Genomic DNA, 14,903 nt, shown 5'->3' with positions numbered 1-14,903 from the left:
ACATCAGTCGCGCTTTTTCCGCGGGCGCTGCCAATCGGCGATTGCCCTCTGCCGACTGCGCGCGATCGCCAGCTCGCCCGCGCCCACGTCGCGGGTGATGGTCGAACCGGCACCGATGGTCGCGTCACTGCCCACCCGGACCGGGGCGACCAGCTGTGACGACGAGCCGACGAATACCCGGTCGCCGATCTCGGTGTGGTGCTTGTTCGCACCATCGTAGTTGCAGGTGATGGTGCCGGCACCGAGGTTGCTGTCGTCACCCACGCGGGCATCGCCCACGTAGGAGAGGTGATTGACCTTGGAACGCTCGCCGATGCGGGCGGCCTTGACCTCGACGAAGTTGCCGACCTTGGCGGCCGAGTCCAGCGCCGCCCCCGGGCGCAGCCGGGCGTATGGCCCGATGGCGTTGTCGCCCGCGGCGATCACCCCGTCGAGGTGCGTGAAGGCCTCCACGGTGGAATTCGGACCGATCTCGCAGTCACGCAGCACGCAGTGCGGCCCGATACGGACGTTGTCGCCCAGGCGCACGTGGCCCTCGAAGACACAACCGACGTCGATCGACACATCGCGACCGCAGTCGAGCGTGCCACGGACGTCCAGCCGGGCCGGGTCGACGATCGTCGTGCCGGCCAGGGCCAGCGCCTCGGCCTGGCGCTGCTGGTAGACGCGCTCCAGACGCGCGAGCGCGAGCCGGTCATTGACCCCGGTCACCGCCCAGGCGTCCTCGGCGACCACCGCCTCGACCGTCTTGCCCTCGGCCGCGGCCATCTCGACGATGTCGGTCAGGTAGAGCTCTCCCTGTGCGTTGCCCGCCTCGAGCCGCTCGAGCCAGGCCGCCAGATCGCCGTAACGCGCGATGAGAATGCCGGTATTGACCTCCCGGACCTGGCGCTCGGCCTCGCTGGCGTCCTTCTGCTCGACGATTCGCACTACCGCATCCGTGTCGTCGCGCAGGATGCGTCCGTATCCGGTCGGGTCCTCCATGTGCACGGTCAGCAGGGCGACGGCGGCACGCGAGCCCGTCAGGCGGGCAAGCAGGTCGGCATCCAGCAACGGCACGTCCGCGTACAGCACCAGCACGCGATCGTCCGCGCGCGCGTCCAGGCCGTCGATGCCGAGTTCGACCGCATGCCCGGTGCCGTTCTGTTCGTGCTGCCAGACCCACTCGACCGGACGGCCGGACTGCGACTCGCGCACCGCCTCGCCCTGGTGGCCGATGACGACACGGATCGTGGCCGGGTTGAGCGCCGCGGCCGTGTCGAGGCAATGCGCCAGCATGGAACGACCCGCGATCTCGTGCAGGACCTTCGGCTTGCTCGAACGCATGCGCGTGCCCTTGCCCGCGGCAAGCACCACGACATGCAGGCGGCCGGTAGCGGTATCAGTCATTACGGTTCATCCTCCGGTTTCGGGCCGACCCGCGGTCGGCGGAAACAAAAAAGGAGCCCGAAGGCCCCTCTTCAACGCGCCGGCGCACGCGTCGCCTCAGTGGCGACCGCCTGCCGAACGCATGGACTTGATCCACTTGAGGCGTTCTTCCGCCTCGACCATGATCATCTCGGCCGAGGTGAAGTCGAGCTGCCCGCGCTGCTCGTACTCCTGAACGTAATCCTCCTCTTCGCCCATGCGGGCTTCGAGCTCGTTGGGATCCAGGTTCTTCGCGTCCTCTTCCGTCAGCGCCCAGTCAGCGATGATGCTGACGACGTGGGGCTGGACTTCGACCACCCCGAAACCGACGAAATAGCGCACGATCGAGCCGTCGTCCTGATGCACCCGGACTTCGCCCGGGCGCAGTACCGACAACGTCTGCGTGTGGCGGGCGGTGACGCCCATTTCGCCGGCTTCGGTCGGGATGGTGACGAAGGTCGCCTTCCCGGTGAAGATCGGCTTTTCCATGCTGACGATGTCGACTCGGGTAGTCATAGCCATTGTCGACCTCCGTTATCAGGCCTTCTCAGCCATCTTGTTGGCCTTCTCGACGGCTTCGTCGATGGTGCCAACCATGTAGAACGCCTGCTCCGGCAGGTGGTCGTATTCGCCGGCCACGATGCCCTTGAACGCGCGGATCGTTTCCTTGAGCGGAACGTAGCGACCCGGGGCGCCGGTGAACACCTCGGCGACGAAGAACGGCTGCGACAGGAACCGCTGGATCTTACGCGCACGGGAGACGATCGCCTTGTCGTCATCGGACAGCTCGTCCATGCCGAGGATCGCGATGATGTCCTTGAGCTCCTTGTAGCGCTGCAGGGTGATCTGCACGGAGCGGGCCACGTTGTAGTGCTCCTCGCCGACAACCTGCGGGTCGAGCTGGCGGCTGGTCGAATCCAGCGGGTCGATCGCCGGGTAGATACCCAGGGCCGCGATGTCGCGCGCCAGGACGACGGTCGCGTCGAGGTGGGCGAAGGTGGTCGCCGGCGACGGGTCGGTCAGGTCGTCCGCCGGGACGTACACGGCCTGGACGGAGGTGATCGAACCGGTCTTGGTCGAGGTGATGCGCTCCTGCAGGACGCCCATCTCCTCGGCCAGCGTCGGCTGGTAGCCCACCGCGGACGGCATGCGGCCCAGCAGTGCGGAGACCTCGGTACCCGCCAGGGTGTAACGGTAGATGTTGTCGATGAACATCAGCACGTCACGACCTTCGTCACGGAAGAACTCGGCCATGGTCAGGCCGGTCAGCGCCACACGCAGACGGTTGCCCGGCGGCTCGTTCATCTGGCCGTAGACCAGCGCGACCTTGTCGAGGACGTTGGAGTCCTTCATCTCGTGGTAGAAGTCGTTGCCCTCACGGGTACGCTCGCCCACGCCTGCAAACACGGAGTAGCCGCTGTGCTCGATGGCGATGTTGCGGATCAGCTCCATCATGTTGACGGTCTTGCCCACGCCGGCGCCGCCGAACAGGCCGACCTTGCCGCCCTTGGCGAACGGGCAGAGCAGGTCGATGACCTTCACGCCCGTCTCCAGCAGCTCGGTGCCGGCCGCCTGCTCGTCGAAGGTCGGTGCCTTGCGGTGGATGGACCACTTCTCGTCGGTCTCGACATCGCCGGCCTCGTCGATCGGGTTGCCCAGGACGTCCATGATGCGACCCAGGGTGCCCTTGCCGACCGGAACCGAAATCGGCTTGCCGGTGTTGGTGACCGTCAGGCCACGCTTGAGACCGTCGGAGGTGCCCATGGCGATGCCACGAACGATACCGTCGCCGATCTGCTGTTGAACCTCGACGATCAGGCCGGTGTCGTCAACGCGGATCGCATCGTAGACGGCCGGAACCTGGTCATGCGGAAATTCGACGTCGATCACCGCCCCGATGATCTCGACAATTTTTCCAGAACTCATGTGTGTTCCTCTTTCAATTCGAAAAATGGGTTGGTGCCGTCGTCACACGGCGGCCGCGCCGGACACGATCTCGGAGATCTCCTGGGTGATCGCCGCCTGACGCGCCTTGTTGTACTGCAGCTTGAGGTCGCGGATCATGTCGCCGGCGTTGTCGGACGCGTTCTTCATCGCGATCCGCCGTGCCGCCATTTCGCAAGCCACATTCTCGATGGCCGCCGACACGACAAGGCCCGAGATGTAACGCTTGAGCACCGCGTCCAGGACGATCTGCGAGTCGGGCTCGTAGAGGTAGTCCCAGTGGTGCTTGAGGCTCTCGTCCTCCTGGTACTTCAGGGGGGCGATCTGCTCGACCGACGGGTTCTGGCTCATGGAGTTTACGAACTCGTTATGGGCCAGCTCGATACGATCGACGTCACCGTTTTCGAACGACGCCAGGGCCGCGTTGATCGCCTTGCGCATCGCCGCGTAGCCGGGCTTGTCCCCAAGACCGGTCACGGAGGTCAGCACGTTGCCCCCGTAACGCTGGAAGAATGCCCGACCCTTGCTGCCGACCGGAATGACGTCGACCTCGACACCATTCTTCTCGTATTCACGGATCTTTTCGCCGGTGCGTTTGAGCAGGTTGACGTTCAGCCCGCCGCACAGGCCGCGATCCGTCGTCACCACGATCATCAGAACGCGCTTTACCTCGCGCTCGACCATCAGGGGATGGCGGTATTCAGGATGCGCGTTGGTGATGTGCCCGACCACCTCGAGAAACTTCTCGGCGTACGGACGGGTCATCTCCATCGCTTCCTGGGCACGCCGCATCTTGGATGCGGCGACCATTTCCATCGCCTTGGTGATCTTGCGCGTGTTCTGCACGCTCTTGATCTTGGTGCGAATCTCTTTGCCTACGGCCATGATTACGCTCCCGGTTTAGTAGACGCCCTTGGCCTTGAAGTCCTCGATGACTTTCTTGAGCTCGGCGGCAATCTCGTCGTTGAAGTTGCCTTCGTCACCGATCTTGCCGGCCAGGTCGGCCGCGTTGTCGGCCGCGAAGGCATGCAGGGCCGCCTCGAAGTCGTTGACCTTCTCGACCGGCACGTCATCGAGGTAGCCCTCGTTGGCGGCGGTGAGCGACAGCGCCATTTCGGTGACCGACAGCGGCTTGTACTGCGGCTGCTTCATCAGTTCGGTGACGCGCTTGCCGCGCTCGAGCTGCTTGCGGGTGACCTCGTCGAGGTCGGAGGCAAACTGCGAGAACGCCGCCAGCTCGCGGTACTGGGCCAGGTCGGTACGAATGCCGCCCGAAAGCTTCTTGACCGCCTTGGTCTGCGCCGAGCCACCGACACGGGATACGGAGATGCCCGGGTTGATCGCCGGACGGATGCCGGAGTTGAACAGGTCGGTCTCGAGGAAGATCTGGCCGTCGGTGATCGAGATCACGTTGGTCGGAACGAACGCGGAGACGTCGCCGCCCTGGGTCTCGATGATCGGCAGCGCGGTCAGCGAGCCGGTCTTGCCCTTCACTTCGCCGTTGGTGAACTTCTCGACGTAGTCGGCGTTCACGCGGGAGGCGCGCTCCAGCAGGCGGGAGTGCAGGTAGAAGACGTCACCCGGGTAGGCTTCACGGCCCGGCGGACGACGCAGCAGCAGGGAGATCTGGCGGTAGGCCCAGGCCTGCTTGGTCAGATCGTCGTACACGATCAGGGAGTCCATGCCGCGGTCGCGGAAGTACTCGCCCATGGTGCAGCCGGCGTAGGCGGCCAGGTACTGCATGGCGGCCGGATCGGCGGCGGAGGCGGCAACGACGATGGTGTACTCCATCGCACCGGTCTCCTCGAGCTTGCGCACGATGTTGGAGATCGTGGAAGCCTTCTGGCCGATGGCGACGTAGACGCAGTAGACGCCCTTGCCCTTCTGGTTGATGATCGAGTCGATCGCCACGGCGGTCTTGCCGGTCTGGCGGTCGCCGATGATCAGCTCACGCTGACCGCGGCCGATCGGCACCATGGAGTCGATCGCCTTGATACCGGTGAGGATGGGCTGATCGACGCTCTGACGCTCGATGACGCCCGGGGCGATCTTCTCGACCGGGGCGGTGGCCTCGGCCTTGATCTCGCCGCGACCGTCGATCGGCTGACCGAGGGTGTTGACGACGCGACCCAGCAGTTCCTTGCCTACCGGCACTTCCAGGATGCGCTGGGTGCACTTGACCTGGTCACCTTCACGCAGGTGCTCGTAGTTGCCGAGCACGATGGCGCCGACGGCGTCGCGCTCGAGGTTCATGGCCACGCCGAAGGCGCCGCCCGGCAGCTCGAGCATTTCGCCGAGCATGACGTCGTTCAGGCCGTGGATTTTCAGGATGCCGTCGCTCACCGAGACGATGGTGCCGACGGTTTGCGCTTCCGCGCCGGCATCGAAGTTTTCGATGCGCTCTTTAATCAGACTGCTGATTTCAGACGGGTTGATCATGGAAGATCTCCTTAGCGACTCATTTGTACGGCAAGATGCTCGAGCTCTCCGCGCATCGATCCGTCGATGACCAGGTCACCGGCGCGGATGATCGCGCCGCCGATGAGGTCCTCGTCGACGGTAGTTTCGAGCTCTACGGTGCGATCGAGTCGCTTGCCGAGCGCTGTTTTGATTTGGTTCGACTGCTCGTCGGTCAGGGGCTTGGCCGAGACGACCGAGGCCACGATGCGCTGCTCGGCATCGGCACGGAGCTTCTCGAACTCCGCGGTGACGACAGGCAGCAGATCGAGGCGGTCGCGTTCGCCGAGGAGACGCACGAGATTGAGCGCCTTCTCGTCGACGGCGTCCTCGACCACCTTGACGAAACCGGCGAGCCGGTCGTTGCGAGAACGCTTCTCGTCACCCAGAAACGCGACCATGTCGGGATTCCGCGCGACAGCGGAAAGCCCGGCAAGCGTCTCGCTCCAGTGCTTGGCCTGCGCCGCGTCGGCACAGAGTTCATGCACCGCCTTGGCGTACGAGATGGCGACTGTGGTGTGGTCAGACATGAGGCCTCCGCTAGTCCTAGATCCGAGCGATCAGATCTGAGATCGCGGATTCGTGGTCCTTGTCCGTCACCTCGCGCTTGAGGATCCGCTCGGCACCGGTGGCGGCCACGTCGGCGACCTGGGCACGGAGCTCTTCCTTGGCGCGATTGACCTCGCGGTCGATCTCGGCGTTGGCCTGGGCGACGATGCGCTCGGCCTCGGTCTTGGCGTTGTTACGCGCCTCTTCCAGGATCTGGTTCGAACGGGAGTTCGCCTGGGCGATGATGTCGTTCGCCTTGTCCTTGGCCTCGCGCAGCAGCTCGGTCGAGCGCTCCTGGGCCAGTTTCAGCTCGTGCTTGCCGCGCTCGGAAGCGGACAGGCCGTCAGCAATCTTCTTGCGACGCGCTTCCATCAAGGCGGAAAGCGGCGCCCACAGATATTTGTTGACCAGCCAGACCATCAGCACGAAGGCGATCAGCTGAGCAACCAGTGTGATCGAAATACTCACAATGTCCCCTCGCGTAAATACGGATTGGGTTTCCGGTCAGCAGGACGCGGCGGATCGAACCGCCGCGTCTGCCGAATCGATGTCACGAAGGACGCGATTTAGAGAGCGCCAATCGCGGCCGTCAGGGCACCGACGAACGGGTTGGCGAACAGGAACCACATCGCGAAGGCGAGGATGATGAACGGGAAGGACTCCATCAGGCCGGCGAAGATGAACATGTTGGTCATCAGCTGCGGACGCATCTCCGGCTGGCGCGCGATCCCCTCGAGGGTCTTGGAACAGATCAGGCCCCAGCCGATGGCCGAACCGAGGCCGGCGGCAGCGAGGATCACACCAACACCAACGGCGGTGTAGGCATAGATGGTAGCGAGCATATCGGGGGTCATGGCTTCTTCTCCTAATCAGAAAAACAAAGGGTCAAAGGAAACTCGGGTCGGTGATCAGTGTTCGTCCTGGGTATGAGCCATACCGATGTAGACGATGGTGAGCACCATGAAGATGAATGCCTGCAGCGTGATGACCAGGATGTGGAAGGCGATCCACGCCATGTCCAGCACGACCTGCAGCGGGAACCAGATGAGCAGGCTGGCACTGATGGTCGCGCCCAGGGTCAGCAGGGCGATCAGCAGGAAGACCAGCTCACCGGCGAACATGTTGCCGAACAGACGCAGCGCGAGGCTGATCGGCTTGGCGAGTTCGTCGATCGTGGTCATCACGATATTGATCGGGATGAGGAACTTGCCGAAGGGATGGAACAGGAACATCTTGATGTAGCCACCCAGCCCCTTCACCTTGATGCTGTAGTAGATGGTCAGGACGAACACGAACAGCGCCATGGCGAGCGTGGTGTTCAGATCGGTGGTCGGCACGACCTTGAGGTATTCGACGCCCAGGCCGGCGGCGATGGCCGGCAGCAGGTCGACCGGGATCAGGTCCATGAAGTTCATGAGCCAGACCCAGAGCAGGATGGTCAATGCCAGCGGCGCGATGATCTTGGGCGCGCGGCTGCCGAACGAGTCGCGGATCTGTTCGTCGACGAACTCGAGTATCCCCTCGGCCGCGTTCTGCAGGCCGTTGGGCGTTTCGGCACGCAGGCCGCGGCCGATGCGCATGGCCACGAACACGATCAGCGCACCCAGCAGGACGCTGAAGAAGATCGTGTCGATGTTGAGCTGCCAGAAACCTTCGCCAACATGGAGGTTGGTCAGGTGATGCTGGATATATTCAACCGGGCCACCGCCCGCATTCTCCGTAGCCACTGTCGCTAACTCCTCAAGCTTGAAATCAATCTGTTGTCCGGTCGGTCGGACGCCCGGAGTCCTGTCCGCGGGCCGCGAGGACGCCAGCGATCATGGCGACCACGAAGGCCCCGACCATGAAACGCGCGTCCAGCTTCAGCAGCCCGAGCCCGACCGCCATCAGGGCGAGCAGCGCGACAAAGCGCGCTGCCGCCCCGAGATACATCGTGTTCATGCTCTGCTGCGGCGCCTCCACGGCGAGCTCGGTCGCTCGAGCCATGGTTCGTCGCAGCATCCACGCCAGCAGCATGGCGACCGCGACACCACCGGCGGCCGACAACGCGGCATGCGGCGAGTGGAGCAGGGCCAACCCGGCGGCCAGCGCCAGGACGGCCAGCTGGACCGTCACCACGCGCCGCCCGCGGCGGGTGATCGCCTCGGCCATGCGGCTCATCGGCGCTCCGAATCCTTGTCTTCCGGCTCGTCGCGGCCGGTGGCCAGCAACGCCTTCTTCGCGTTGCGCATGCCGGCGACGAAACCCAGCGCCCCGAGGATCAACATGAAGATCGGGGCCGTCTCCAGCCAGGCGTCCAGCAGATAGCCGAGCAACAGCCCGGCGATGATGCTGGAGGCGAACATGTTGCCCGCTCCGACCTGCAGCAGCCCCTTGAAGCGCGCGCTCCAGTAGCCACCCTGGCCGTTCCGGCCGGCATCGGCGGGCGTCTTGTCGCGATCGTTCATGTTCGGGGCCCAAAAATTGGCGGTCAGTGTAGCGATTCGCTCATCGATCGACAAGCAAGGATGCCTTGGCAGGCTATGAGTCGGCATCTCCGGGCGGATCACCGCCATCACGCCACCCACAGCTGCCCTTCGGGCGTCGAGACCATCAACGAGGCAGCAAGCCGGTCAGTCGACCTCGGGCCGACCACCCTCTTCGCGGCCGACCAGTCGATCGATCAAGCCATCGAGCTGATCGAGGCTATCGAAGCCGAGGACCACGCGGCCCTTGCCGCGGCGATTGGCCTGGATGGCGACCGTCGTGCCGAGGGCCTCGCCCAGCCGCCGCTCCAGCGCCCGGGTATCCGGATCCTCTCCGGCCTGGGGGGCGGGGTCGGCCGACTTCAGGTAGCGACTGACCATGGACTCGACCTGGCGAACGGTGAGGGTCCGGGCCACCACCTTCTCGGCGATACCCGCCTGCTCCTTTTTCGGCAGGGCGGCGAGGCTGCGCGCGTGTCCGGCCTCGATCCGGCGCTCGCGCAGCAGCTTCTGCACCGGTGCGGCCAGATCCAGCAGCCGCAGGGCGTTGCTCACCGCCGGCCGCGAGACGCCCAGCACGTCGGCGACCTGCTGGTGGGTGAGTTCGAATTCCTTGACCAGCCGCTGCATGGCCTGGGCCTGCTCGATGGCATCGAGATCCTCGCGCTGCAGGTTCTCGATCAGCGCCATGGCCGCGGCTTGGTTGTCGTCGATTTCCCGCACGACCGCCGGGATGTGGTCGAGTCCGGCCTTCTGCGCGGCACGCCAGCGGCGCTCGCCGGCGATCAGCTCGTATTCGCCGGAGCGACGACGCACCACCACCGGCTGGATCACGCCCTGGGCACGGATCGAGTCGGCCAGCTCGGTCAGCGCCGCCTCGTCGAAGCGGGTGCGCGGCTGGAACGGATTGGGGCGGATCAGGTCGACCGCCAGCTCCCGCAGTTGCGCGCCGGCCTGCTCGGCCGGCCGCTCCGCCGTCCCGAGAAGGGCATCCAGACCGCGCCCCAATCCCTTGCGTTTCGTGCTCATGCGTTTGGCCTCTGTCTCCCGGTTCGTCAGCCGCGGCGACGCGACGCGCCGTCCCTGAGGGCGGCCGGTTTGCGGAGCTTGCCGCGCTTGCGCGCCCGCTTGACCAGTTCGCGGGCCACGTCGGCGTGCGCCTCCGCACCGCTGGAGCTCTTGTCGTAGAACATGGCCGGCAGACCGTGGCTGGGCGCCTCGGCCAGGCGCACGTTGCGCGGCACCAGCGCCTCGAAGACCCGGTCGCCGAAATGCTGGCGCAGCTGCTCGCTCACGTCCTGGGCGAGCCGGTTCCGCGCATCATACAGCGTGCGCAGCACCCCGGCGATGCCAAGGTCCGGGTTGAGCGCCACCCGCACCTGCTCGATGGTGTCGAGCAGGGCGGAGAGCCCCTCGAGGGCGAAGTACTCGCACTGCACCGGAATCAACACGTCGTCGGCCGCGGCCAGGCTGTTGATCGTGAGGGTGTTCAACGCCGGCGGGCAGTCGATCAGTATGAAGTCGTAGTCGTCGACCAGCGGCGCCAGCGCCTGGCGCAGCTTGGTCTCGCGGCCGATGCGCGTGACCAGCTGGAATTCGGCACCGGCAAGATCGATGGTGGCGGGGAGCAGATCGAAACCGCCCGGCTCGGTGGGCAGCAGTGCCTCGGTCACCCCGATCTCCTCGAGCAGCACCTGGCCGACGTGACGCTCGACCGAATGCTTGTCGTAGCCGGCACTGACCGTGGCATTCCCCTGCGGGTCCATGTCCACCAGCAGCACGCGGCGACCGAAGGCCTGCAGCGCGGCGGCGAGGTTCACCGCGGTGGTGGTCTTGCCGACACCGCCCTTCTGGTTGGTGATCGCGATCACCCAGCTCATGCCGTGCCCGCCCGTTCCACGACCAACAGATGACGTTCCGCATCGAGATCGGGGATATCGAGCGCGTGCCGGGCGGTGACGACGAACCCGTCGGGCAGGGCATCGAGCTCGTCGGCATCCAGCCGCCCCTTCATCGCGTACAGCCGGCCGCCGTCGGCGAGCAGTGGCGCGCCGGCCCGAACGAAATCCGCCAGCGCCGCGAAGGCGCGCGAGATAATGCAGTCGAAGCGGTCGGATGGATCGATCTGCTCGACGCGCTCGCGCTGCACGTGGACATTGCCCAGCCCCAGTTCGCGCCGGGCGGCCATGGCGAAACGCGTCATCTTGAGATTGGAGTCGACCAAGGTGACCTCACTGTCGGGGCGACAAACCGCCAAGATCATACCCGGTATGCCGGGACCACTGCCAATGTCGAGCAGACGCGGGCAGGCGGGCAGATGCGGCAGGACGGCGAGCGAGTCGAGCAGGTGACGGACGACCATCGCCTCCGGGTCGCGCACCGCGGTGAGGTTGTAGGGACGATTCCAGCGCAGCAGCAGTTCGAGGTAGTCGATCAACCTCGGCACCACACCCGGCTCGAGCGCGAGCCCGAGTACCCCGGCACCGTGGTCCAGTTGCCGCTCGAGACGCTGCCGCTGCTCGCCGGATAGCGCCGCGGGCATGCTCAGGCGGACCGCGCCATGTCGCCGCGGCGCTTGAGGTGCACCAGCAGCAGGGAGACGGCCGCTGGGGTCACGCCGGGGATGCGGGCGGCCTGGCCGACCGTCGCCGGTCGCTGCTGGCCAAGCTTGTCGCGCACCTCGTTGGACAGCCCGCGAATCTCGGCGTAGTCGAGGTCGGCCGGGATGGCCTCCTGCTCCTGCCTGACCGAGCGGGCCACCTCGTCGCGCTGGCGGTCGATGTAGCCGGCGTACTTGGCCTCGATCTCCAGCTGCTCGATCACCGCCGGGGCGGGCATGGCTTCGGGTGCCAGCTCGTCGACCGCGGCGATCGCCGCGTAGTCCAGCTCCGGCCGGCGCAGGAGATCCAGCGCGGTGACATTGCGCGTGATCGACCCCTCGAGCCTGTCGGCGGCCGGATGACCCGGGTGGACCCAGATGTCCTTGAGGCGCCCGCGCTCGGCCTCGATCGCCTCCATCTTCTCGTTGAAGGCCCGCCAGCGGCGCTCGTCGACCAGGCCCAGCTCGTGGCCGATGGGCGTCAGGCGCTGGTCGGCGTTGTCCTCGCGCAGCATCAGGCGGTATTCCGCCCGGCTGGTGAACATGCGGTAGGGCTCGAGCGTGCCCTGGGTGGTCAGGTCGTCGACCAGCACGCCGAGGTAGGCCTGATCGCGGCGCAGGGTGAGCGGATCGCGATCGAGCACGCGCGCCGCGGCGTTGGCACCGGCCATCAGCCCCTGCGCGGCGGCTTCCTCGTAGCCGGTAGTGCCGTTGATCTGCCCGGCGAAGAACAGGCCCTCGATCGCGCGGGTCTCCAGCGTGGGCTTCAAACCGCGCGGGTCGAAGAAATCGTATTCGATCGCGTAGCCCGGGCGGGTGATGTGGGCGTTCTCGAAACCGCGGATCGAGCGCACCAGCTCGAGCTGCACGTCGAAGGGCAGGCTGGTGGAGATGCCGTTGGGGTAGACCTCGTGGGTGTCCAGTCCCTCGGGCTCGACGAAGATCTGGTGCGAGCCCTTGTCGGCGAAGCGGTGGATCTTGTCCTCGATCGACGGGCAATAGCGCGGACCGATGCCCTCGATCTCACCGGTGAACATCGGTGAACGGTCCAGCCCACCACGGATGATCTCGTGGGTACGCTCGTTGGTGTGCGTGATGAAGCACTCGACCTGGCGCGGGTGCTCCTCGGGCGAGCCAAGGAAGGAGAACACCGGCGTGGGCGTGTCGCCCGGCTGGGCCTGCATCACCGAGAAATCGAGGCTGCGCCCGTCGAGGCGCGGCGGCGTGCCGGTCTTCAGGCGCGCCACGCCCAGATCGAGCGAACGCAGGGTATCGGCGAGCTTTTTCGCCGGTGGGTCACCGGCCCGTCCGCCCTCGGAGCGCTCCAGCCCGACGTGGATCTGCCCGGCCAGGAAGGTGCCGGCGGTCAGCACCACCGACTCCCCGTAGAACTCGATGCCGCCCGACGTGCGCACGCCCACGACCCGCTCGCCGTCGAGGATCAGGTCGTCGACCGCCTGCTGGAACAGGGTCAGGTGCGGCTGGTTTTCCAGCATGTGGCGCACCGCGGCCTTGTAGCGCACGCGGTCGGCCTGGGCGCGGGTGGCACGCACGGCCGGGCCCTTGCGGGCATTGAGGATGCGGAACTGGATGCCGCCGAGATCGGCGGCGTGCGCCATCGCGCCACCCAGCGCGTCGATCTCCTTGACCAGGTGCCCCTTGCCAATCCCGCCGATCGCGGGATTGCAGCTCATCTGGCCGAGGGTCTCGATGTTGTGGGTGACCAGCAGGGTCTCCACGCCCATGCGCGCGGACGCCAGCGCCGCCTCGGTGCCGGCATGACCGCCGCCGATGACGATCACGGGGAATCGATCTGGATAGCGCATGGGAACCTCCTGCCGTCGAAGCGGCTGATAAACCCCGGCACGAAATTGGCTGCGGCGGGGGCGCGGCAGTATAACGGAAACCTGTTTCAGATCCAGCAGTTATCGCCGACCATCACACAGCTCCGACCACCTCGGGATCACCCCGCTCGACGGCGCGCCGCAACCGAGCGACGCCACCGCGGAAGGCTCGCGCGTCGAAACCGGCGCGCTGCATGCGCTCGGCGAGCATCGGCGCGTTCGCGCCGCGCAGGCAGTAGAGCAGGTAACGACGATCCCTCGGCAATGACTCGAACCGACGCGCCAGCACGTCGGGCGGGTAGTTGACCGCGCCGGGCAGGTGCCAGTCGCGAAACCGCCGCGGCGGCTGACAATCGATCACCGTCGCGTCGGCGGGTATGGAGTCGGCGAGCACGTCCGGCTCGACCAGGTCCTCGTCGGTCAGGGCGGCGAGATCGATCTCGCGCGCCTCGGCCACGGCGCGCTCGAGCAGGGTGCGATCCAGCATAGCCTCCTCGCGCTCGATCCGGCCGCGACGGGACGAGACCAGCGGCTTGCTGTTCGACAGCGCGCAGAACTCCGGTACGCCCTCGGAAAGCGAGTAGGTGCCGATCCGGCGGGCCAGCGTCATGATCTCGGTCTTGTCGAAGCCGATCAGCGGACGCAGCACCGGCACCCCGCTGGCCGGATCGATGCTGTTGAGGTTGGAAAGCGTCTGCGAGGAGACCTGCGAGAGCGCCTCGCCGGTGACCAGTGCCTGCGCCCCGGTGCGCCGGGCCACGCCCTCGCCGGCCCGATACATCAGGCGCTTGAGGACCACCTGCCAGACCTCGCCGGGAAGTCGCTCGCGCATGTCGGCGACCACGGCAAGGAAATCGACCACGAACAGCCGCGGGCGGTCGCCGATGGCCCAGTCACGAGCCAGACGGTGGGCGAGGCGCGTCACCATGTGCTCATGGGTCGCCCCGCCGAGGTTGCAGAAGACGTAGTCGTTGCCCACCCCGCGGCGCATCGTGTACCAGGCGGCCACCGGCGAATCAAAGCCGCCGGACATCAACGTCACCGCGCGATCCTGCACCCCCAGCGGCACGCCGCCCGGGCCGGGGTGACGCTCGGTGAACACCCACGCGCCGGCCTCGACCAGATCGATCTCCACCCGCACCTCGGGCGCGTCGAGGTCGACCCGGCCGAAGGGGTTGAGCGCCGCGCCAACCTGACGTTCGACCTCGCGGGTCGACAGCCGCGCGCCCCCATGACGCTTGCAGCGCACCGCGTAGGTCCGGCCGCGCACCGTATCGGCGAACCGTTCCCGGACGGTCTCGACCAGCGCCTCGATCGTCGGCTCGACCACGGCCTCGACCGGCGAGTAGGAGGCTACTCCGAACACGCGCTCCAACCCGCTTACGGCCGCAGCGCGTTCACGGGTGAACAGCAACAGACGCCCCTGGTCGACGCGCAGCGCGTGGGGCACCCCGTCGAGCGCCGCGCGCAGGTTGTTCATCAGGACATTGCGAAAGCGGCGGCGCGTGGGCCACGACTTCAACTGCATTTCCGGGGCGGGCCGGATGATGACCCGTTCGGGCCAGTCGGATTCGGACATGACGGGTATTGCGTGCAAATGAAACGAGAGCGATGTCTTCCCCGCCTTGAACGCGGGGC

General features: G+C 66.3%; 16 protein-coding genes. All 16 read right to left on the bottom strand.

What is annotated here, in order from left to right; all coding sequences use genetic code 11:
• Positions 1-3 precede the first annotated feature (3 nt).
• On the bottom strand, positions 4-1,389 hold the full coding sequence (gene glmU, locus ACLFRM_RS02975) for a bifunctional UDP-N-acetylglucosamine diphosphorylase/glucosamine-1-phosphate N-acetyltransferase GlmU (RefSeq protein WP_410754226.1): 1,386 nt from the start codon (positions 1,387-1,389) through the stop codon (positions 4-6).
• A 96-nt stretch (positions 1,390-1,485) separates the two neighbouring features.
• The gene (atpC, locus tag ACLFRM_RS02970) at positions 1,486-1,929 is read right to left on the bottom strand and encodes an ATP synthase F1 subunit epsilon (RefSeq protein WP_136867432.1); all 444 of its coding nucleotides are present in this window, start codon (positions 1,927-1,929) and stop codon (positions 1,486-1,488) included.
• 15 nt (positions 1,930-1,944) lie between these two features.
• Positions 1,945-3,333, bottom strand: a complete 1,389-nt coding sequence (gene atpD / locus ACLFRM_RS02965; protein WP_410754225.1) for a F0F1 ATP synthase subunit beta — start codon at positions 3,331-3,333, stop codon at positions 1,945-1,947.
• A 42-nt stretch (positions 3,334-3,375) separates the two neighbouring features.
• Complete coding sequence (gene atpG, locus ACLFRM_RS02960) at positions 3,376-4,236, bottom strand: F0F1 ATP synthase subunit gamma (RefSeq protein WP_410754224.1); 861 nt, start codon at positions 4,234-4,236, stop codon at positions 3,376-3,378.
• 15 nt (positions 4,237-4,251) lie between these two features.
• Complete coding sequence (gene atpA, locus ACLFRM_RS02955) at positions 4,252-5,790, bottom strand: F0F1 ATP synthase subunit alpha (RefSeq protein ID WP_410754223.1); 1,539 nt, start codon at positions 5,788-5,790, stop codon at positions 4,252-4,254.
• An 11-nt stretch (positions 5,791-5,801) separates the two neighbouring features.
• Positions 5,802-6,338 (bottom strand): F0F1 ATP synthase subunit delta, encoded by a 537-nt coding sequence (locus ACLFRM_RS02950; RefSeq protein ID WP_410754222.1) that lies wholly within the window; start codon positions 6,336-6,338, stop codon positions 5,802-5,804.
• 16 nt (positions 6,339-6,354) lie between these two features.
• A complete protein-coding gene (locus tag ACLFRM_RS02945) occupies positions 6,355-6,825 on the bottom strand; it encodes a F0F1 ATP synthase subunit B (RefSeq protein WP_410754221.1) in 471 nt (156 codons plus the stop codon).
• 98 nt (positions 6,826-6,923) lie between these two features.
• Complete coding sequence (gene atpE / locus ACLFRM_RS02940) at positions 6,924-7,211, bottom strand: F0F1 ATP synthase subunit C (protein WP_125198247.1); 288 nt, start codon at positions 7,209-7,211, stop codon at positions 6,924-6,926.
• 54 nt (positions 7,212-7,265) lie between these two features.
• Positions 7,266-8,084, bottom strand: coding sequence for a F0F1 ATP synthase subunit A (gene atpB / locus ACLFRM_RS02935; protein WP_410754220.1), 819 nt, complete (start codon positions 8,082-8,084; stop codon positions 7,266-7,268).
• 25 nt (positions 8,085-8,109) lie between these two features.
• Entirely contained in the window at positions 8,110-8,517 is a 408-nt protein-coding gene (locus ACLFRM_RS02930; protein ID WP_410754219.1) for an ATP synthase subunit I, read from the bottom strand.
• The gene (locus ACLFRM_RS02925) at positions 8,514-8,804 is read right to left on the bottom strand and encodes an AtpZ/AtpI family protein (protein ID WP_410754218.1); all 291 of its coding nucleotides are present in this window, start codon (positions 8,802-8,804) and stop codon (positions 8,514-8,516) included. The genes ACLFRM_RS02930 and ACLFRM_RS02925 overlap by 4 nt, the downstream gene beginning before the upstream one ends.
• Positions 8,805-8,969: 165 nt before the next feature.
• Positions 8,970-9,851 carry a ParB/RepB/Spo0J family partition protein gene (locus tag ACLFRM_RS02920; RefSeq protein ID WP_410754217.1) on the bottom strand — a complete coding sequence of 294 codons (882 nt, stop codon included), beginning with the start codon at positions 9,849-9,851 and terminating at the stop codon, positions 8,970-8,972.
• 26 nt (positions 9,852-9,877) lie between these two features.
• Positions 9,878-10,702 carry a ParA family protein gene (locus tag ACLFRM_RS02915; RefSeq protein ID WP_410754216.1) on the bottom strand — a complete coding sequence of 275 codons (825 nt, stop codon included), beginning with the start codon at positions 10,700-10,702 and terminating at the stop codon, positions 9,878-9,880.
• The gene (gene rsmG / locus ACLFRM_RS02910; protein ID WP_410754215.1) at positions 10,699-11,364 is read right to left on the bottom strand and encodes a 16S rRNA (guanine(527)-N(7))-methyltransferase RsmG; all 666 of its coding nucleotides are present in this window, start codon (positions 11,362-11,364) and stop codon (positions 10,699-10,701) included. The genes ACLFRM_RS02915 and rsmG overlap by 4 nt, the downstream gene beginning before the upstream one ends.
• 2 nt (positions 11,365-11,366) lie before the next feature.
• On the bottom strand, positions 11,367-13,247 hold the full coding sequence (mnmG, locus tag ACLFRM_RS02905) for a tRNA uridine-5-carboxymethylaminomethyl(34) synthesis enzyme MnmG (protein WP_410754214.1): 1,881 nt from the start codon (positions 13,245-13,247) through the stop codon (positions 11,367-11,369).
• A gap of 112 nt (positions 13,248-13,359) precedes the next feature.
• Entirely contained in the window at positions 13,360-14,844 is a 1,485-nt protein-coding gene (locus tag ACLFRM_RS02900; RefSeq protein WP_410754213.1) for a rhodanese-like domain-containing protein, read from the bottom strand.
• Between the last annotated feature and the right edge of the window lie 59 nt (positions 14,845-14,903).

It is taken from the genome of Guyparkeria sp., assembly GCF_046540515.1.
GTDB lineage: Bacteria > Pseudomonadota > Gammaproteobacteria > Halothiobacillales > Halothiobacillaceae > Guyparkeria.
This window is presented reverse-complemented; position numbering and strand designations above follow the sequence as displayed.